The organism is Brumicola pallidula DSM 14239 = ACAM 615 (assembly GCF_000428905.1).
GTDB classification, from domain to species: domain Bacteria; phylum Pseudomonadota; class Gammaproteobacteria; order Enterobacterales; family Alteromonadaceae; genus Glaciecola; species Glaciecola pallidula.
Window position 1 is genome coordinate 99,098 of the sequence record NZ_AUAV01000011.1, and the last position, 20,283, is coordinate 119,380.

Annotated in this window: 14 protein-coding genes; 4 read left to right on the forward strand and 10 right to left on the reverse strand. The window is 40.0% G+C overall.

Features of this window, described 5'->3' with window-relative positions; all coding sequences use genetic code 11:
• Positions 1–32: 32 nt before the first annotated feature.
• From G399_RS0103225 to pgm, 5 genes are all read right to left on the reverse strand, one after another.
• Positions 33–449 (reverse strand): HIT family protein, encoded by a 417-nt coding sequence (locus G399_RS0103225; protein ID WP_026843406.1) that lies wholly within the window; start codon positions 447–449, stop codon positions 33–35.
• Entirely contained in the window at positions 442–1,464 is a 1,023-nt protein-coding gene (astE, locus tag G399_RS0103230) for a succinylglutamate desuccinylase (protein ID WP_006012413.1), read from the reverse strand. The genes G399_RS0103225 and astE overlap by 8 nt, the downstream gene beginning before the upstream one ends.
• A gap of 41 nt (positions 1,465–1,505) precedes the next feature.
• Positions 1,506–2,822 (reverse strand): putative bifunctional diguanylate cyclase/phosphodiesterase, encoded by a 1,317-nt coding sequence (locus G399_RS0103235; protein ID WP_006012410.1) that lies wholly within the window; start codon positions 2,820–2,822, stop codon positions 1,506–1,508.
• Between the two features lie 151 nt (positions 2,823–2,973).
• Entirely contained in the window at positions 2,974–5,556 is a 2,583-nt protein-coding gene (locus G399_RS0103240) for a glycogen/starch/alpha-glucan phosphorylase (protein WP_006012407.1), read from the reverse strand.
• Between the two features lie 193 nt (positions 5,557–5,749).
• Positions 5,750–7,396 (reverse strand): phosphoglucomutase (alpha-D-glucose-1,6-bisphosphate-dependent), encoded by a 1,647-nt coding sequence (gene pgm / locus G399_RS0103245; RefSeq protein ID WP_006012404.1) that lies wholly within the window; start codon positions 7,394–7,396, stop codon positions 5,750–5,752.
• Between the two features lie 166 nt (positions 7,397–7,562).
• Between pgm and G399_RS0103250 the strand changes: the two genes are divergently transcribed.
• Genes G399_RS0103250 through G399_RS20085 form a run of 3 tightly spaced genes read left to right on the forward strand, consistent with a single transcriptional unit; the run spans position 7,563 to position 11,535 of the window.
• Positions 7,563–8,474 carry an AAA family ATPase gene (locus tag G399_RS0103250; RefSeq protein ID WP_026843408.1) on the forward strand — a complete coding sequence of 304 codons (912 nt, stop codon included), beginning with the start codon at positions 7,563–7,565 and terminating at the stop codon, positions 8,472–8,474.
• Positions 8,475–8,483: 9 nt separating this feature from the next.
• Positions 8,484–9,530 carry a DUF58 domain-containing protein gene (locus tag G399_RS0103255; RefSeq protein WP_006012398.1) on the forward strand — a complete coding sequence of 349 codons (1,047 nt, stop codon included), beginning with the start codon at positions 8,484–8,486 and terminating at the stop codon, positions 9,528–9,530.
• Complete coding sequence (locus G399_RS20085; RefSeq protein WP_211229852.1) at positions 9,469–11,535, forward strand: transglutaminase TgpA family protein; 2,067 nt, start codon at positions 9,469–9,471, stop codon at positions 11,533–11,535. The genes G399_RS0103255 and G399_RS20085 overlap by 62 nt, the downstream gene beginning before the upstream one ends.
• 82 nt (positions 11,536–11,617) lie before the next feature.
• On the opposite strand, the gene fusA is transcribed toward G399_RS20085, so the two are convergent.
• From fusA to G399_RS0103280, 4 genes are all read right to left on the reverse strand, one after another.
• Entirely contained in the window at positions 11,618–13,705 is a 2,088-nt protein-coding gene (gene fusA, locus G399_RS0103265) for an elongation factor G (protein ID WP_006012393.1), read from the reverse strand.
• 167 nt (positions 13,706–13,872) lie between these two features.
• A complete protein-coding gene (gene rlmM, locus G399_RS0103270; protein ID WP_006012391.1) occupies positions 13,873–15,003 on the reverse strand; it encodes a 23S rRNA (cytidine(2498)-2'-O)-methyltransferase RlmM in 1,131 nt (376 codons plus the stop codon).
• Positions 15,004–15,006: 3 nt separating this feature from the next.
• Positions 15,007–15,432, reverse strand: coding sequence for a DUF423 domain-containing protein (locus G399_RS0103275; protein WP_006012388.1), 426 nt, complete (start codon positions 15,430–15,432; stop codon positions 15,007–15,009).
• Entirely contained in the window at positions 15,425–16,318 is an 894-nt protein-coding gene (locus G399_RS0103280) for a transcriptional regulator GcvA (RefSeq protein WP_006012386.1), read from the reverse strand. The genes G399_RS0103275 and G399_RS0103280 overlap by 8 nt, the downstream gene beginning before the upstream one ends.
• A gap of 220 nt (positions 16,319–16,538) precedes the next feature.
• Here G399_RS0103280 and G399_RS0103285 point away from each other — a divergent pair, with 220 nt between their 5' ends.
• Positions 16,539–16,811, forward strand: coding sequence for a hypothetical protein (locus G399_RS0103285; protein WP_006012384.1), 273 nt, complete (start codon positions 16,539–16,541; stop codon positions 16,809–16,811).
• Positions 16,812–17,002: 191 nt separating this feature from the next.
• Here the strand turns inward: G399_RS0103285 and ydiJ are convergent, their stop codons facing one another.
• Positions 17,003–20,098, reverse strand: coding sequence for a D-2-hydroxyglutarate dehydrogenase YdiJ (ydiJ, locus tag G399_RS0103290; RefSeq protein ID WP_006012382.1), 3,096 nt, complete (start codon positions 20,096–20,098; stop codon positions 17,003–17,005).
• Between the last annotated feature and the right edge of the window lie 185 nt (positions 20,099–20,283).

A 20,283-nucleotide genomic window follows, 5' to 3' on the forward strand; every position in this document is an offset into this window, starting at 1 on the left:
GCTGATGTTGCCAGCCTATATACGCAAACCACCTAGATAGCTTGCTGCTGCGTTAATAATTCACAAATCTTTTCACTCAACGCGACTTGTTTATTTTCCTGATAGTCAATCATAGGCTGACGTCCCCAAACAGGAGAAGGCCAAGCAATATCAACTTTAAAGCGACAAATGTGATGCACATGTAATTGCGAAACAATGTTGCCAATAGCGGCTACATTTAGTTTGTCCGGACTAAAGCCATTTTTTAACGCCCTGCTGAGCATTGCAGACTCTTTCCATAGCTCAGATTGTTGCGCTTCATTCAGCTCTATAATTTCTGTCACATTATTGATTTCTGGAATTAACACGCACCAAATAAATTGCCGGTCATTCATCAATCGAACTTGAGAAAGAGATAATTTGCATACCCAGAAGCTGTCACTCTGCAAACGTTTATCTAATTCAAATATCACAAGGCACCACCGTTAATAATGCCCGCTGACCGAGAGCCACATTTGAATTTGGAAAAACTATCGCTTCACCTTCTTCAAGTGTTCGATATTCAATATCACCATCGGTGGCTAATAACGTGCCTTTTTTAAAACCAGTAAAATTAGGAATATTGTCGGCAAAGTGTAATGCGAAATCAGCAGAGCGCTTATCAATAACCTGTTTAACATCATATATATCCATTTGACATTCTTTAAGCGCGGGTAAAACAAGCTCTTTTTGAGTGATAAGCTGCGTTAACATATCAATAACGTGAGTGAAGCTCTGCATGTTGTTTTCACCAAAAGGCTTTACCTTACCCAACTCAACAGTAAAACCATGCGTACAGTAATTAAGCGAGGTGTAATAACTAAAAGTAGATGTCGGTGATTGCGAAAGAAGGATTGTATTAACCGCACAGGCTGACAAAAACTGTAACTGTTGTTTGTTATATTCGTGTCCATGCAGATAGGGATAAACTGCAAATTTCTCGTTTTTTGATTCTCTTATCGCTGTATGTAAATCATAATGAATGCGCTTTGAAACTGCATGTGATGAGGGCACTACAGAGTCAGTATTAAAAAAACGCTTAACTTCGCGCTTTATCTCTTGCGCACGTATTTGCTCTTGATTGTCGGTAGATAACGAATCATTGAATAACCTGTTTAGATTTTCTTCAATAAACCTTTCGCCTATATTCATTGCAGGTAAATTACCAAATATAAACATAACTCTATGGTTTGATTGTTTTTTTTCACTCAGTAAGTCTTCGACCAATTTATCACAGATCTCAATTGGCGCGGTCTCATTACCATGCACACCTGATGAGAGTAAAATTGTCTTTGCCACACCCATAAAGGCCGGCTCAAATGTGATGATACCAGGACAACAAATTTCTACTGTTGTGCCATTATTGAGTTGAAATTTGTTATTTGTTTGTAGGGACTCAGGTGAAAATCTTGAGCGCTCTAAGAAGCTAATTGGATTCGTTAACATGTCTCTTAACTAAAATGATTGAACACGTTTTAATGATAACATTAACCTGCTGCTGTTCGTATCTTATCTGCCAATACCTGTTCAAAATTGCCGATTTCACAAAGCCTGATAAAGGAGTCAAAATTTACTGCTGGTGAAAATAAAAAGCCTTGTCCACTGTAGATCCCTAACTCTTTTAGAATATTTAGTTGCTGAACAGTTTCTATTCCTTCAGCAACTACTTCACAGTTTTTAGCATCACAGATAAGTTTTGTTGCCTCAACGATCGCTTTATTAACTGGATTTTGCTCAAGTTCCATAACAAATGTCTTGTCTATTTTTATAGCACTTAAATGTAAGTCACGAAGAAACGACAAGTTTGAGTAACCTTTCCCAAAATCATCCATGCACACGTTTAAACCCATTACACGTATTTCGTCTAACTGCCTTTTCACCATTAGAGAGTTAGATAATGCAACATCTTCAGTTAATTCAAGCTCGATCATATTTGCCTGTATTTTATGGCGTTGGATCAGGTCTGATAATAACTTTGGCAGACCAACATCGTATAACTGGCTAGGTGACAAATTAATAGAAATAGAAATATTGATCCCTACGTTGTTTAATTGCTCCACTCTGTTCAGCGCACTTGATATTGTCCAATGCCCAAGCTCGTTCATCATATTGTACGTTTCTGCGGCCTCAATAAGCGAACCCGGAAATAAAACACCATCCAATGGGTGATTCCATCTGAGCAGACATTCAGCGCCGATAATTTTGGTTGTCAGTAAATTAACTTTTGGTTGAAAATAAAGTTCTAATTCGTCATTCTTCATTGCACGAGTCAAGTCTGCTTTTAAGGCTAGACCTCTACCCGTCACTGAGTTTTCGTTATCATTTACAAAGCTGCAGTTCTGATGCTTATTATTTTTGGCTTGTTTCAGCGCAGCTTCAGCTAAGGATATCAGTTTTGTAGCTGTCACATTCTTATGCGTACGGCTTGCAATACCAACGTTGAAGTCGGCAATAAATGCAGTTCCATTGGTATATAAAGGTGTTTTAAAATGTTCAATGAGGCGTTGAAACTTTGTTCTCATTACCGATTCACTTTGGCGCCCTTCAAACACTAAGCCAAAAATATCACCACTAACCCGTCCTAGGATCAAATCCGGACCGAATATCACATGAATACGGTTAACAATTTGCAGTAAAATTTCATCACCAGCTTTGTGATCAAAGGCAGAGGATACATCTGAAAAACGCATGACATCCACAAGCATTAGTGAAAAATAAGAATTTGAGTCTGCAATGCCTTCAATCATATCGATGAAGTGATATCTGTTAGAAAGCGTGGACAAACTTTGGTGCTTTTGGATCATAAAAAATGGTTCGCCGAAAAAAGGTGAATATAAAGGCTGCTGAATCTATATTGATTAATTATTATACAACAAAACAGACTCCATGATAAACCTTTCACAACAAAAGCCAACAAGAAGTTGGCTTTTGTTGTCCTGCAAACACTTTTTTGGATTATTCAACGGTACAAGGGGTCAATTTCCAAATTCGTTCTACGTAGTCAGCAATTGAGCGGTCTGACGTAAATTTACCCATCTTCGCTGTATTCAGAATAGCCATTTTAGCCCATCTTGACTTGTCTCTATACGCGATATTGAGGGCTCTATTAGCTTCGCTATACGATTCATAATCAGCTAAGCACATATATGGGTCGCCACCTGATAACATACTGTTTTTCAATGAAGAAAGAGCACCTGGTTGGCCCGGTGTAAAGTAGTCAGTGTCTAACCAATCGAGTACTGCCTTTACTTCGTTATTATGGTAATAAATATCAAATGGATTGTAACCTTTTTTTGACAGTTCCGTTACTTCATCCACTGTCATACCAAAAATAAAGATATTGTCATCACCAACTTCTTCAGCAATTTCTATATTAGCGCCATCCAATGTACCGATAGTAATTGCACCATTCAGCGCCAACTTCATGTTTCCCGTGCCTGAAGCTTCTTTACCTGCCGTTGATATCTGCTGAGATACATCGGCTGCCGGGATCATTTTTTCAGCAAGTGACACGCGATAATTTGGTAAAAATACGACCTTAATTATATGATTTACACGTGGATCGTTATTTATTTTGTCAGCAACTTTATTAATCGCAAAAATAATATCCTTAGCTAAGGTATACCCTGGAGCTGCTTTTGCACCAAAAATAAAAACCCGGGGATGCATATCGTAACTGGGATCCTCTAACAACCTTTTATACAATGCCATAATATGTATTAAATTTAGATGTTGGCGTTTATATTCGTGTAAACGTTTAATTTGAATATCAAAGATAGCTTTCGTGTCGACACTAATGCCGGTCAGATGTTTTATCTCGGCAGCCAGTGCTTCTTTATTTTTTTGTTTTACCTTCATGAACTGATTCTGGAAAGTGGTATTGTCAGCAAACTCTGAAAGCTTATTTAAACGGGTTAAGTCGGACGGCCAATCGTTTCCAATTTTCTTTCCAATAAGTTCAGATAATAGAGGGTTGCATGCCTTTAACCAACGACGAGGCGTAATTCCGTTGGTTACGTTTTTTAACTTGCCCGGCCAAAGTGCTTCAAACTCAGGAAACAGATTCTCTTTAACTAATTTCGAATGAATTTCGGCCACACCATTAACGGCAAATGAGCCAACAACCGAAAGGTTACCCATTCGAACCATTTTTTCTGTACTTTCTTCAATAATAGAAAGTTTGGCTTTTATCACATTGTTACCAGGCCATTTTTTCTCAACGAGCGACAGAAAACGATGGTTGATCTCATAAATAATTTCTATATGCCTTGGTAAGATTTTTTCAATCATTCTTACTGGCCACCTTTCTAATGCTTCAGGTAGCAAAGTATGGTTTGTGTAGGCAAATGTTTTGGTGCAAATACCCCACGCTGTGTCCCAATCAAGCTCTACTCTATCAACCAGTATTCTCATTAGTTCTGGAATGGCAATCGCGGGATGAGTATCATTGAGTTGGATAACAACCTGCTCAGAAAATCTGCTCCAATCATCTCCATGGGCTCGTTTATAACGACGAATAATGTCCTTCAAGGAGCAAGCACAAAAGAAATACTGCTGAATTAAACGCAGCTCTTTACCCGCTCTGGTTTCATCATTCGGATACAATACTTTTGAAATAGTTTCCGCTTGTATATTCTCTCGCTGAGCATCAACATAACCACCGGAATTAAATACATCCCAATTGAAATAGTCCGACGACTCACTTTGCCACAAACGCAGCACGTTGACAGTTTTTGCACCGTAACCCACGATAGGAATATCCCACGGAACACCTTTGACTATGTTACCAGGGTGCCATTCTTTTTTAACCCGACCATTTGCTCCATATTTGGTTTCAACATAACCAAATAGAGGTACTTCCTGAATTGATTCAGGGCGGCATATTTCCCACGGATTTCCATAATGTCTCCAGCTATCAGGTCGCTCAATTTGTGCTCCATTTTTTATCTCTTGACGAAATAAACCATGCTCGTAATGAATTCCATAACCAATTGCAGGCAAATCCATGGTGGCTAAGGAGTCAAGAAAACAAGCGGCAAGACGCCCTAGACCACCATTACCTAAGGCCATATCCGGTTCTTCTTCGAGTACGTCGGTTAATTCAACCCCTAACTCCTTTAACGCCGCATCCGCTGTTTCAAACAGATTAAAGTTGTGCATGTTGTTAGAGAGTAACCGTCCCATTAAGAATTCAGCAGAAAAATAATGAACTGCGCGCGTATCATTTATATAGTGAGTTTTTTGAGTTGTACGCAGGCGCTCTAATACAAGCTCTTGCATTGCTGCGCTTGTGGCTTTCCACCATGCGTGATTGTTTGCTTTATTTTCATCAGTTCCGAGCGTTGAATGCAAATGTTTTACAATTGACTGCTTAATTTGCGCTTTCGAATATGTAATTGAAGAAGTGTCAGCAGATTTAGCTTTTGTTGATTTTCTTGCTGTTTCTTTAGCCGTCGATGCTTTCACAGGAGCAGCGTTTGCAGTTTTTTTTGCAGATGCTTGTACAGACGAACCTTTGGCTTTATTGGAATTTGCCATTATTTTATCTCTCTAATTGAAAATAACCGCCTGTAATTTTATTACAAGAACTGAAATAAAACCATTTAATTCTCATAGAAATACAGACAAATTGTTAATTAAGTGTAAATTTATTAGTATTTATAACTCAAATACTCTCATTTATGAAATATATTTACATTTAAATAACAATAAAAATGACATATCGTAACATTTAGCTTTTCTCCAAGACTGAGGCGACCAATTCTTCGGCTTCTTTTACTAATTGTTGTAAATGGGTTTCACCACAAAAGCTCTCTGCATAAATTTTATACACATTTTCAGTTCCAGAGGGTCTAGCAGCAAACCAACCGTTTTCTGTACTTACTTTTACACCGCCAATGGCGGCGTTATTGCCAGGCGCATGTGTTTGTACATTAATAATTCTTTCGCCCGCTAATCTTGTTGTCTTCACTACGTCGGTTGTCATACTAGACAACGCATTTTTTTGTTCCAATGTGGCAGCAACATCAATTCGTGTATAACATGGGGTTCCATGTGCTTGAGTTAGTTTTTGATATTGTTGAGATGGATCTTCTCCAACAACGGCAGTCATTTCAGCCGCTAATAAGCACATAATAAAACCATCTTTATCGGTTGCCCATGGCGTTCCATTGTGCCTCAAAAAGATACCGCCAGCAGATTCTTCGCCAGCGAAGCCAATAGTTTGTGCATTTAAGCCCTCAACAAACCATTTAAAGCCAACAGGCATTTCTTTGACTTCGCGGCCTAGGCTAGAGCAAACACGGTCTATCATGCTACTTGACACTAACGTTTTTCCTACCTGCATATCACTAGACCATTGTGGACGATGTTGATATAGGTAGTTAATTGTCACTGCGAGATAATTGTTTGGATCCATCAAACCAGCGGATGGCGTCACGATGCCATGACGGTCAAAATCAGGATCATTACCAAACGCTAGGTCAAAATTATCTTTTAGCTTTATAAGACCCGCCATTGCGCTTGACGATGAGCAATCCATTCTAATCTTTCCATCTTTATCGCAGTGCATAAAGCTAAACTGTTGGTCGACCTTATTATTCACGACCTCAATATTCAGGTTATATTGATCTGCAATTCGATCCCAATAATAGATGCCTGAACCACCTAATGGATCGGTACCTAGCTTCAATTTTGCATCAGCTATGGCCGACATACTAACGACTTGGTCTAAGTCCTTTATATACGCAGTGGCGAAGTCAGTCTGCGTCACTTGACTTGATTGCATTGCTTTTGTAATGGTTATTCTTCTAACTTGCTGACCACCGCTGGCAATAATTTCATTTGCTCGTTTTTGAATATGATTGGTGACATTTGAGTCAGCTGGCCCACCATGTGGAGAATTGTATTTAAAACCGCCATCAGACGGCGGATTATGTGACGGCGTAATCACAATACCGTCGGCAAAACCACTGTTTCGGCTCTTGTTATAATCCAAGATACAGTGCGAAATGACCGGAGTGGGCGTAAAGCCATTATTTGCCTGAATGACAATATCAACGTGATTAGCCACTAATACCTCGATACAAGTCGTCATTGCCGCTTCCGAAAGCGCATGAGTATCCATACCGATAAATATTGGCCCAGTAATATCATTTGCCGCTCTGTACTCAACCAATGCTTGAGAAATGGCCGCTATATGTATGTCATTAAAAGTCATTAGAGAAGCACATCCGCGATGCCCTGAGGTGCCGAAACTAACTCTTTGTTGGGCGATTTCAACTGAAGGCAGCAAAGAATAATAATCAGATATTAGACGTGCAACATTAATTAGCATATCTTGTGTAGCAGGCTTTCCGGCCATAGGGTGAAGACTCATAATTTTCCTTTTTCGACGCTGTTATTACGTCAATATATTACCTTTAAATGCAAAAAAAACATACATACATAGGTATTAATCTGGTAAGAGTAGTTTTCAGCTAATTCAACTACACTCGAGATAATAATGGTTAATGCAAAAAATATATGGCGAATATAACAATCAGATGCGAAAAGATATAGAAAGCTGTGTTACAGCCATACAACAAAAAATCAAAGGCAAAGATGAGCAAATACAATTGGCGCTTGTTTGCTTGTTGGCGAAAGGTCATCTGTTATTAGAAGATTTGCCAGGTATGGGTAAAACAACATTGAGCCAATGCTTAGCCTCCGTATTAAGCATGGACTATGCAAGAGTCCAGTTTACCTCAGACTTACTTCCTGCCGATATGCTAGGCGTCAATATATATGAACCTGACACACATCAATTTAGCTTTCATCCAGGGCCTATATTTCATCAAGTATTATTAGCCGACGAAATAAACAGAGCTAGTCCGAAAACACAGAGTGCATTACTTGAAGCGATGGCTGAAAGCCAGGTCACAATTGACGGTAACAGTTACGAATTACCAATGCCCTTCTTTGTAATAGCGACTCAAAATCCCTTATTTCAATCGGGTACCTATCCGTTACCCGAGTCACAAATTGACCGTTTTACTATGAAACTGTCGTTAGGGTTCCCTAACTTTGAAGCAGAAAAATCAATGTTATTAAGTAACGATGACCGTTTGTTTAGTAAAACCGTTATCGATGCGGAGCAGCTTTTGGATATGCAGAAACAAGTGACTAACGTAGTTGTTAGTGAACCGGTCGTTGATTATATTTTAGCCTTGGTTAATGCAACTAGAGACAATCCAGAATATCCAAATGCATTGTCTCCTAGAGCGTCAAAAGCCATTTATCATTGTGCACAAGCCTTTGCTTTTATGCATGATAGAACTTACGTCATTCCGGAAGATGTTCAAATGATCTTCCCGTCGGTCACTGAACACCGACTCAGAGGCCAAGATCAATACGCTCACAATGCGACTTTACTGAGCGCTCAGCTACTGAAAAAAGTCGATCCTATTGCCGCTTAGGAAATTTTTATGAAGTCCTGGACTCAAGCACGTGTCGACAGATGGTTAGATAAACGTATTCCTTCGAGCCACTCCTATCAGTTGGATGTAAACAATACGTTCATTTTGCCAACTCGCTTTGGCTGGGCCATTGTGGGCTTGATGAGTTGTTTGTTCATTCTAGGCACAAATTACCAGAATAATGTCATTTTGATGTTCTGTTACTTTGTGTTCTCGCTTCTGCTACTCGCCTTGTTTCATAGTTATGTTAGCTTTGTGCAATTCCATATTGTCTTTCGCCCGGTGGCCAATTGTTTTTCTAATCAGTATGCCCAACTACAACTTGATTTATCGCATAAGAAAAATAGATCCGCGCTACACTCGCTGTCTAATATCGCTATTTTTAGTAAACGTTATCCCGTGTATGAATACTTAGAAGATGGTTCAAACATCATCGCGATCAGTCCTTTTTCAAGAGGATTACATCACCTAGGTAGAGTATCGATTGAAAGTATTTTTCCATTCGGATTATTTAGATGTTGGTCACACCTCACCGTACCCGGTCAGTTTTTCGTTTTTCCAGCACCTATCCCATGTGGTTTACAATTACGCAAGCAGAACTCTAAGGGCAACACAGGTAATAAATCAGGTGTCGCAGTCACCTCAGACGACCTACAGGGGATCCGAGACTATCGCGATTCGGACCCTATTCATCACGTGTCATGGAAACATTTTGCCAAAGGCCAAGGTTTATTTAGTAAAGATTTTAGTGAACGCTCAGCTATATCGGGTTGGTTGCATTTTAGCGATTATTTTAACCATAACGTTGAACAGGCTTTAAGCGAAGTTACCTTTCAAATACTCGCTTTAAGCAAGCAAGATGCTAACTTCGGTTTTTCGATTGGAAAACAACAAATAATGCCAAATACAGGTATACCGCATCAACAGCAATGCCTTGAAGCTATTGCACTGTATCGCTACAAACAACATGCCCTTACTTTAGATGAGAATGGTAATGGTCGCATTAATAATGGTATCAATAATGGCATTGATGTTAGCCAAACCGGGCTATCGTAAAATGCAAAAAATTAAAGTTTACAATCGCAAAATTGCGTCCTTAACCATATTAGGTACTTTCGCTGCCTTAATATTGTCGCTAATAGAACCACTCATGGGTTGGGTTTTAGTGTTATGTGCCTGCTCATTTTGTATTACTTTATATAAATCAATTGCATATAGTAGCCCACTGAAAAATTCAGTATTGAATTTACTAGCACTACTGTGTATCTCAATTTTAATTTGGTTAGCGGCCGATTATGGCTTGTTAAACACCATGATTAATTTATTGGTGGTCGCTTGTTGCTTAAAAATTCTCAATTTACATCACACTGGCGACTATCAAATGGTAGCGTCGATCCAGCTTTTTTTGGTTGCGTGTGGTCTTATTTTTCATCAAAGCTTGCTCAATAGTTTGTTTTACGCATTTCTTATCATCTTAATTTTTTGCGTACTACACGCTATTAAAATTAAAGAGACAGGCCTTAAGACATATTCAAAGCATACGGTTATTCTTCTTTTACAAGCAATACCAGTGGCGGCTCTGCTATTTTTTGTCACCCCAAAATTGTCCCCTTTATGGCAAATGCCGGTTAACCAATCTAACAAAACCGGCTTGTCGGAAAAAATGACACCGGGTGACATTGCCCATTTAGCAAAGTCGGATGAGCTCGTTTTTAGGGCCGAATTTACCGGGCCTTTGCCATCTCCGCAACAACGCTATTGGCGTGCTATTGTATTGGACGAATTTGATGGCAAAAGCTGGTCCATTTCAAACACAAATAAAAGTTTCGATGGTCCACAAATGATAGAATTTAAGGGCCAGGCATTGGACTATGTTGTGATAGCTCAACCGACATCAACAAAATGGCTGTATTCATTAGATATCCCAATTTTAATTCAAGGCTTATCTATGCAAACTATTTTAACCAACCAACAATTTCAATTAACCGGCAGAACCCCTTTATACACGCAAGGCTTGTACGCTGTTAAATCATTTGTAGAACAGCCTCTAAACATATATAAAGGATACGAAAATCTGTCTCAATATTTGCAAATACCGTCATCCGGAAATCCCGAGACCGTCGAATTTGTTAGTGAAAACATCAATACCTCAATGACGACTCAAGAGAAGATAGACAAGCTAAAGGCGACATTTTCATACGGTGATTTTCGCTACACACTGTCGCCACCATTGATGCAATCGGCACCGATTGATGAGTTTTTATTTGAAAAGAAAGCCGGCTTTTGTTCGCATTATGCATCCGCCCTCACCTACATGTTGCGCCTTGCAAACGTTCCGGCTCGAATTGTCACGGGATATCAAGGAGGGGAAGTTCAGTCTGGCAATGTGATTAGCGTACATCAATTTGACGCACACGCTTGGGTTGAAGCTTGGGAAGATGACAAAGGTTGGATGCGCATTGACCCAACAGCTATTGTCGCGCCGAATAGGGTATTATCAGGCCTGCTAAGCATGGTGCAAAATAGACAAGAATTTAGACAGCAATCACCCTTTTCCCTCACCAACTTAAAAGAATATGCCGTATTTAATCAATTAAGGCTATTAATGGCGAATATTGATCATACTTGGGATCAATCCATATTGAGTTACAACCAAGAAAGGCAAAAATCACTACTGAAAAAAATATTCGGAAATATGAAAGCAGAAAGCTTTAGCTATGCACTCATTGGCAGCTTTGTCATTATTGGTTTGTTTATTAGTTTATTATTTATACCCAAACGAAAAGCAAAAGGGTCAGATGAAATGGAATGGATAGATAAGCTGTTTCAGTTATTCGAAAAGCAAAAACTATCCCGTATTGAGAATGAAACACTGCAACAATTTAGTCAGCGCATTCAACCGCAGTTAACACCACAGGCCAGTAATGCACTGGGCTTTATAGTGAAAGAATACTATGAGTGGAAATACACAGGCTTACAACAACCAGCGCCATTTAAAATACTGAAAAACCGCCTATACAAACATATAGTGATGGTGCAATCACAATTTACCAATAAATGAGTTGAAGCCAGCGCGTTCTTATAGATATAAAAAAACCCAGCTTGAGCTGGGTTTTTCAATCTTTCTATTAGCTACAAAAACACTATTTCTTAGCTGCTTTTCTCGCTTTAACTTCTTCAATAACTGACTCAGCAACGTTTGCTGGGCATGGGTTGTAGTGTGAGAACTCCATAGAGAACTGACCACGACCTGAAGTCATTGTACGAAGTGAACCAATATAACCAAACATTTCTGAAAGTGGCACATCAGCTTTAACGCGCACACCTGTTACACCCGCTTCTTGATCTTTAATCATGCCACGACGACGGTTTAAGTCACCAATAACATCACCAACATGGTCGTCTGGCGTGTAAACGTCAACTTTCATGATTGGTTCAATTAACTGTGGTCCCGCTTTTGGAATTGATTGACGAAAAGCACCTTTAGCTGCAATCTCAAATGCGATAGCAGATGAATCTACGGCATGGAAACCACCATCGTACAATTCAACTTCAACATCAAGTACTGGGAAGCCAGCCATAACGCCTTCACCCATCATGCCTCTAAAGCCTTTCTCAATGGCTGGGAAAAATTCCTTAGGAACATTACCACCAACAACTTTTGACACAAATGTAAAGCCAGTGTTTGCTTCGCCAGGGCGAATTTTATAGTCAATTTTACCAAACTGACCAGAACCACCAGACTGTTTCTTATGCGTATAAGAATCATCAATTTCTTTGGTGATTGTTTCACGGTAGGCAACTTGAGGCTTACCAACCGTTAACTCAACGCCATAAGTACGCTTAAGAATGTCTACTTTAATGTCTAAGTGAAGTTCACCCATTCCACGCAAGATGGTTTCACCAGAATCTTCATCAGTTTCAACTTTGAAAGTTGGATCTTCAGCAACCATTTTACCAATTGCAATACCCATTTTCTCTGTAGAGCCTTTATCTGCAGGCGCAACAGCGATAGAGATTACTGGCTCAGGAAAAACCATTGGCTCTAGCGTACAAGCATGCTTGGGATCACATAAGGTATGACCTGTTTGCACGTTCTTCATACCCACGATAGCAATGATATCACCAGCTTGCGCTGAACTTATTTCAGTACGGTCATTTGCGTGCATTTCTACCATACGGCCAACACGTTCTGTCTTGCCCGTAAACGAGTTAAGAATGCTGTCGCCCTTATTCAATGTACCTGAGTAGATACGAATAAAAGTTAAGGCGCCAAAACGGTCATCCATGATTTTAAATGCTAATGCACGGAAAGGTTCAGTAGGAGAAACAATCGCTTTATTACCATTCGGCTCACCAAATTCATCAGTCAAATCTTGTGGATCAACTTCAGCAGGTGCTGGCAAGTAATCAACGACAGCGTCAAGAATATTCTGAACACCTTTGTTCTTAAAAGCAGAACCACAGTATGTTGGGAAGAAATCAAGCTTGCGAGTACCGTCACGGATACAACGTTTGACGTCAGCTAGAGACGGTGTTTCGCCTTCCATATACGCCATCAACAAGTCATCGTCTTGCTCTAATGCAGTTTCAATTAGTTGCACATGGTATTCATTCACCTTGTCAACCATGTCTGCCGGTACGTCTTGAACGGTGAAGTTCTCAGGAAGACCAGTGTCATCCCAAACGTATGCTTTTTTCTCAAGCACATCAACAATACCGACGAAGTCGTCTTCAATACCGATTGGCAATGCCATTATGAGCGGGTTCGCACCCAACACATCTTTAACTTGCTTCACAACACGGTAGAAGTCAGCACCCATGCGGTCCATCTTATTTACAAAGATGATACGCGCGACTTCTGAGTCGTTCGCGTAGCGCCAGTTTGTTTCTGATTGTGGCTCAACACCACCAGATCCGCAGAAAACTCCGACACCACCATCGAGTACTTTCAATGAACGGTAAACTTCAACAGTGAAATCAACGTGTCCAGGAGTATCGATAATGTTCATGCGGTAGTCTTTCCAGAAACATGTAGTCGCAGCAGACTGAATAGTAATACCGCGCTCTGCTTCTTGTTCCATGAAGTCCGTGGTTGATTCACCATCATGAACTTCGCCGGTTTTATGGATTTTACCGGTAAGTTTCAAAATTCGTTCTGTTGTGGTCGTTTTACCCGCGTCAACGTGAGCAAAAATACCTATGTTTCTGTAGCGTGCTAAATCTGTCATGTTTCCACTTTATAGGTTCTAAAAAATCGGGGCGAATTATATAGATTATTACGAACAAATTACACTGTTTTCAGTATATTCTTTTAAAAGAATTCCTAAACACAGTAAACCTCAGGCCATTAATTATGCAATAACAGTGTAATATATAGTCTAACCATATGAATTAATTAACTTAAATGGGCCCCTGCAAGTATCATTACGGTAATTTCGTCTCTGTCATGATAAAGGTGTTTGGCACTTAATTGATGTTTGATCTGACGATCATTCAAGGTATCGATGATAGTTGATATTAACCCCGTTACAGTTTGAAAACGTTGCTTCATTGGTAATTTCAGGTTAAAGATAGTGCTTGTGGCCTTTCTACTGCATAACCAATCGGTCATTAGTTGCGCAACACGCTCGGGCTTTTCAATCATGTCGCATACTAACCAATCGACATGACCATCTACGGGTTTATATTTAAAACCATCAACTGCCTGATAGTTGACTAACCCTGTTGCCATCAATGACTCATCCATGGTGCCATTATCAATCGCTTCTACACGTAAGCCTCTTGAAACTAACTGGTATGTCCAACCACCGGGACAAGCGCCTAAATCGACCGCGGTCATTCCTTTTTGCAAACACGCACTTTGCTGCTCGGGGCTCAGAAATAATTGAATAGCTTCTTCTAGCTTCAGCGTTGAGCGACTCGGTGCATCGGCTGGGAATTTAAGGCGAGTAATTCCCAGCAGCTGTGAATGGCGATTTTTAGGGTAAGAAAAAGCAACCGTACACTGGCTGCTATCGGAGAAAACCAAATGAATAAAAGGCAGGCCGGAATGTGGCTTGCTTGTTAACACCCCTTCCCTTCGAAGCGCCTGGCGCATGGGTACGGTAAACTTTTTGCAAAACTTAGCTACCTCTTTACCTATTTCATTATCGGCATGTTCAACAAATATATCACCCAAACATTGTTGACTAAGTTCGGTGTTTCCTTTCAAATAATCAAGAATACTGGTGATCCGGTCACTGGCATCGGCTAATTCAACATGGCCAAGAACGCAAAGGCGTTGCCTTGCAAAAATACAGTCGCTTAACGCAAGGCTAACAAACTGTTGCTCGATGCTGAGTGCGTCATAGAAGTGAAATTGCACCATTGCACTGTGTCGCACAAATTGACTATATCCATATAGTTTTTGTTCTGCGGAAACATGTTCAAGTTCAGCCCCAAGATCTGCTTCATAACCTTCTCGGCAATAAAACAACATGGATTTACTTTTTATCTTGTTGGTTTTATTAAATAAGGTGTGTTTCATTTTTTATTTCCTAAGCACGGCGTACATTGTAAGCAACCAACCTAGGATCATAAAAACACCGCCAATAGGGGTAATTACACCCAGAAAAGAAGTACCTAAGAGGGCAATTGCATATAACGAAAAAGAGAAAAAGAAAACGCCAACAGCGACGCAAATAATAGCAATATAAAATAAATGTTTCTGATACAGCGAATATAGAACGCTCAACACAATCAAACCAACGCCATGGATCAGTTGGTACTTAACCCCCGTTTGTAGCACCCCAATTTGATATTCATCTAATGTATCTTTGAGGCTATGCGCGGCAAACGCACCTAATAAAATGCCTAAAAAGAGGTAGAGGGCACCCAAAAAAATACCAATTTTGGTTTCTTTGCTCATGCTAAAAGTAACTAGTGGCAAGCGATCATTGCCTGTATGATTATCCATGTTGGACTTCCACTTGTTGTAGCATCCAGTCAGTGAATACTTGTATTTTACTCACCTCCGCTTGCCCAAGATGACATACCAAATAAAAAGCATCTTTACTTTCTATACTTTCTTCAAAGGGGCAAATCAGGCGACCGGAATCAATCTCAGGTTTAGCAAGGAGTACATTAGATAACGCAATGCCTTGGCCAATTGCAGCTGCTTGCAAAACCAGCATAGTATGGCTAAACATGGGACCTTGATTAACATTGACTTGATTAACGCCAAAATGTTTTAACCAGTTTTTCCATGCACTTCTCGAACTGTCATGCAGTAACACGTGTTTCTTCAAGTCAGCAAGCTTATCCAATGGCTTAGCTTGCTGCAAGAGCAATGGAGAACACATAGGCGTTAAATACTCCGTATGAAGCTTGACAGCATCGACTCTGGGCCAATTGCCTTTACCGTAATATATAGCAACATCGACCGTTTCATCTAAAAAGCCATCATCTAAATCGACCGCTTTGATGCGAACATCAATATCAGGATGATTAATTGAGAATTGGCTAACTTTTGACACCAACCATTGACTCGCAAAACTAGGTGGTGCTGCGACCGTAATTGCGCCTTTAGATCCTAAAGCAAGTAATCTGTCCGTCGCGTCCTGCAAGTTCGAAAATATATCTTTGAGTTCTATAAAATAAGACTGCCCTTCTTCGGTTAACAACAACTTTCTATTACGTCGCAGAAATAGTTTTGTCGTTAAATGGCTTTCCAATAATTTAATTTGATGGCTCACAGCCGCTTGCGTTACAAAAAGTTCTTCAGCAGCTTTTGTAAAACTCAAATGCCTTGCTGCAGTTTCAAAGGCTTTCAGGGCATTTAGTGGGGGTAATCTTTTTGCCATCAACAATTTCCGCTCATTTATTTTTGGAAATTATACATTAGTTTTTCTAATTATTAAGAAAAGTTTTTATCATTATATTATTTGCTAATTTTAGCCTAATATACTTTTCTGTTAGTAGAAGTAAGCTGTTGTATTTTAAAGGAATAAGAATTTTACAACAAATTAATAAATTATTAACATTACCAACTTAAAAGTAACAAACTAACTTAAGGAAAACAAAATGAAACTCAAGAACAAATCAATATTTCTAATATTGACACTTAGCGTATTTACAGGGACAGTAAGTGCAAACACAGATTTAGTCACTGATAAAGCAATCACCATGCAATTTATCAAAGAGTCATTTGAAAGAGACAGCTTAGTTATAGACAAAGCTGACTTCGAGAACGATGTAAAAGCACTTTTGGCTGAAAAACCGTACATGCCGAAGCAACGCTTCTTCGCTCGCATCACTGGCACTCTCCCTGCAACTAGGGCTGAATCAGAAGAATAATAATTTATAATGCGGGAAGTTAATTAGTTAACCTCCCGTGTTGTTAATCATTTCTCTTTATAACGTTTCTTTATAACGTTTCTTTATAACGTGCCTTTATAACGTGTCTTTATAACGTCCTTAATATCATAAGGTCTTTAATAGCGTCGATTAGTAACTTCCGTTACTCACTGCCGTATCGCTTCAATAAATTATTCAATCAACACATCACAAATCGCTTCAATCGGATGCTGCGGCCTTTCGTTATCAAAACGTTTAACCTGGCTTCGACATGAATACCCAGTTGCTAGTATCTTGCTGTTGTTCTGCGCTGCACTTTTCACCGGTTTGGACCAGCTCAAATCGTAAATGCCCTTAGAGTTTTCAAACTGCTCAAATTCATGTCCATAGGTCCCTGCCATCCCGCAACAACCTACGGGAACTATTTCAAGCGTCATGCCCAGCAAGGCAAATAGATCTTGCCATTGTGATTCAGTTTTTGGCAAGGCGGTTTTTTCAGTACAATGCGCAAGCAGTTTGTAAGTTGTTTTGCTATCTGCACCACTAGCTTGCTTCGCTAGCGATGAAATACGTTCACTTGGCACTGTCGACAACCATTCTGTTAGCGTATTAACTGTGAAGTTACCTCTTTGATTACCTAATATTTTCGCGTATTCATCGCGATAACATAGCACCAGGGAGGCATCCGCACCGATCATCGTAATGTTTAAGGAAGCAACACTGTTTAGTAATGCTGAGGTAGTTTTGGCTGTCTTCTCGAAACGCTCAAGAAAGCCCTTAACATGCTGAGCTTTACCATTCGGTGAAAACGGTAATAATACCGGTTGGTAACCTAGCTTTTTCACCACTTTAATCATTTTTTCAACGCACTGCGCATCATAAAAGCTGGTAAATGGGTCTTGAACTATAACTACGTAGTTTGCTCTTTGGGCATCGTTAAGTTGTCGTAAGGCAGCCATATCGTGCTTACATTCGATACTTTTAATTCGTTCCACTAGTGTTGGGTATGACAGCAATGGCGCATCAACGTAACCGATGACTTTCTTAATCCCGGCCTTCACAACCGATGAGGCTAAGAAGAAGTTAAAAAAGCGTGGTAGCTTAGCCATAGCCGGAGCTAAAATTTCAACGTTGGCAACAAAATGGTCTTTTAATGGCCTCGTGTAGCGTTGATAGTAAATTGATAAAAATTTCGCTCTAAAATCAGGAACATCAACACCAACAGGACATTGATTCGAGCAAGACTTACACGCCAAGCAACCATTCATTGATTCGAAAACCTCATGCGAAAAGTCGTCTTTTTTAGTCTTTGAGTTGCCTAACTTAGTAAACCAATTACTCTGAAATTGATGATAACTGAGGGCTGATGTGTCTACATCTTCTTTACTCAATAGGCGCAACCATTCACGGATTAGTCCCGCTCTGCCCTTCGGACTATGCCGTCTATCATGAGTTATTTTACTCGACGGACACATCGGCGAGGTAGTGTCATAGTTGAAGCACAAACCATTGCCGTTGCAACTCATTGCCGGTGCAAATTCATTTTTAAATGCAATTGGAATAGTACGGTCAAACGTGGCTCTTTTGGTATCAGAAACCTTGACCATAATTGCTGATGAGTCAAATGGCGTACAAATTTTACCCGGATTCATTTTATTCAGAGGGTCAAAAGCAGATTTTATCTTACGCAACTCTGCGTAAAGTTCTTCACCGAAAAACTCAGGTGCATATTCACTGCGATATCCTTTGCCATGCTCTCCCCACATTAAGCCGCCATATTTAGCGACTAATGCAACCACTTGGTCAGAAATTTGATTAACTAGCTTTTCTTGTTCTATGTCGCACAAGTCAAGCGCTGGACGAACATGTAATACACCGGCATCGACGTGACCGAACATGCCGTATTTTAAGCCATGACCGTCGAGTAGATCTCTAAATTCCATAACAAAGTCAGCTAAATTTTCGGGTGGAACCGCGGTGTCTTCGGCAAATGCAATGGGCTTTCTAATACCATTTATTTTACCTAACAAGCCAACTGATTTTTTTCGCATCGCGTAAATCTTATTAATTTCTGCTCGCTCATAAGTCACTTGAAATCCAATGACACCGCCAGTGCCTTTCTCGGCAGCAGTTTGCAGACGCTCCGAAAGCATTGCAATTTTAGCTTCAATCTCTTGTTGATCATCGCTGTTATACTCAACCATATTGAGGCCCAGCATTGTTTTATTTTCTACATCAGTTATAAGATCAGAAACGCTATGCCAGATAATGTCAGCACGAGCCATATTCAATACGGTACTGTCGACCGTTTCGACAGAAGTCGCGTTCGCCGCAATCATACTTGGTGCATGACGTAATGCAGACTCAAACAAGTCGTACTTAACGTTGACTAAGGCCGTGTATTTTGGAATTTTCGTAATATTAAGTTTGGCTTCTGAAACGAATGCCAGTGAGCCTTCTGCACCGGTGATCAATCGGCTAACATCAATCGATTGCTCCTTTTCATTATACGCATGTTCAAGATCATAGCCGGTAAGGAAACGATTTAGCCGCGGGAATTTAGCAATAATCTGTTCACGCTTTTGCACGCATGTCTGCAGGATCTGTTGAAGAATAATACCCAGCGTATCATTTTTTTCTGCTCTAACCTCTGCATCCGCCATCGGCATAGGCGCAGTATCAATAACATCGCCATTTGCTAATACTGAAGTTAGGGCAAGAACGTGGTCACTGGTTTTACCGTAAACTAACGAACCTTGACCAGAGGCATCCGTACTAATCATGCCTCCCACTGTAGCTCGGTTACTGGTTGATAGATCGGGAGAGAAAAAGTATCCGTGAGGTCTTAAAAAATCGTTAAGAGCATCTTTTATGACACCTGCCTGCACTTTAACCCATCCCTCTTCGATATTGTGCGCCAAAATTTTATTCATGTACCTAGACGTATCCACGACGATACCAGGCGTGAGCGATTGGCCATTTGTACCAGTACCTCCACCTCTTGCACTAAAAGTGACTTTAGGCCATGCATTAGCGACTTTTGCAATAAGACTAAGGTCTTCTGTTGACTTTGGGTGCAATACCGCTTGTGGCAGTTGCTGGTAAATACTGTTATCTGTTGCCACAGCTAAACGGCTTGAATAACTGACTTCAATATCACCCGCATATGCTGAGTTTTCTAATTCAACAATATATTCTTGAACATCTTGATTTAGCGCACTTTGTGGCACTAACAGGGGTAATGTTTGTGTCAATTTTTTATCTAAAATAGCTGTCAATTCGGTCAACTGAGCTCTCCTTAGTTAGCGATGCCATTATATAGACTACGAGGCAAATGCTCTAGAGGGTTTAAGTATGATTTATATTTCTTTTATCGCAACGCCATTCGACTGTTATCGAATGTGAAAGCCTAAGGGATTATTTAATGACAAACAGTTGGCGATGTATTTGATGTTTAAAAACAGACTAACTC

What these genes read in the sequence shown, in the direction of transcription:
- G399_RS0103235 (WP_006012410.1), bottom strand. Translation starts at nt 2,822, where the DNA reads ATGATCCAAAAGCACCAAAGTTTGTCCACGCTTTCTAACAGATATCAC.
- G399_RS0103255 (WP_006012398.1), top strand. Translation starts at nt 8,484, where the DNA reads ATGAAGTCCTGGACTCAAGCACGTGTCGACAGATGGTTAGATAAACGT.
- astE (WP_006012413.1), bottom strand. Translation starts at nt 1,464, where the DNA reads ATGTTAACGAATCCAATTAGCTTCTTAGAGCGCTCAAGATTTTCACCT.
- pgm (WP_006012404.1), bottom strand. Translation starts at nt 7,396, where the DNA reads ATGAGTCTTCACCCTATGGCCGGAAAGCCTGCTACACAAGATATGCTA.
- G399_RS0103275 (WP_006012388.1), bottom strand. Translation starts at nt 15,432, where the DNA reads ATGGATAATCATACAGGCAATGATCGCTTGCCACTAGTTACTTTTAGC.
- G399_RS0103250 (WP_026843408.1), top strand. Translation starts at nt 7,563, where the DNA reads ATGCGAAAAGATATAGAAAGCTGTGTTACAGCCATACAACAAAAAATC.
- G399_RS0103280 (WP_006012386.1), bottom strand. Translation starts at nt 16,318, where the DNA reads ATGGCAAAAAGATTACCCCCACTAAATGCCCTGAAAGCCTTTGAAACT.
- rlmM (WP_006012391.1), bottom strand. Translation starts at nt 15,003, where the DNA reads ATGAAACACACCTTATTTAATAAAACCAACAAGATAAAAAGTAAATCC.
- G399_RS20085 (WP_211229852.1), top strand. Translation starts at nt 9,469, where the DNA reads ATGGTCGCATTAATAATGGTATCAATAATGGCATTGATGTTAGCCAAA.
- fusA (WP_006012393.1), bottom strand. Translation starts at nt 13,705, where the DNA reads ATGACAGATTTAGCACGCTACAGAAACATAGGTATTTTTGCTCACGTT.
- G399_RS0103240 (WP_006012407.1), bottom strand. Translation starts at nt 5,556, where the DNA reads ATGGCAAATTCCAATAAAGCCAAAGGTTCGTCTGTACAAGCATCTGCA.
- G399_RS0103285 (WP_006012384.1), top strand. Translation starts at nt 16,539, where the DNA reads ATGAAACTCAAGAACAAATCAATATTTCTAATATTGACACTTAGCGTA.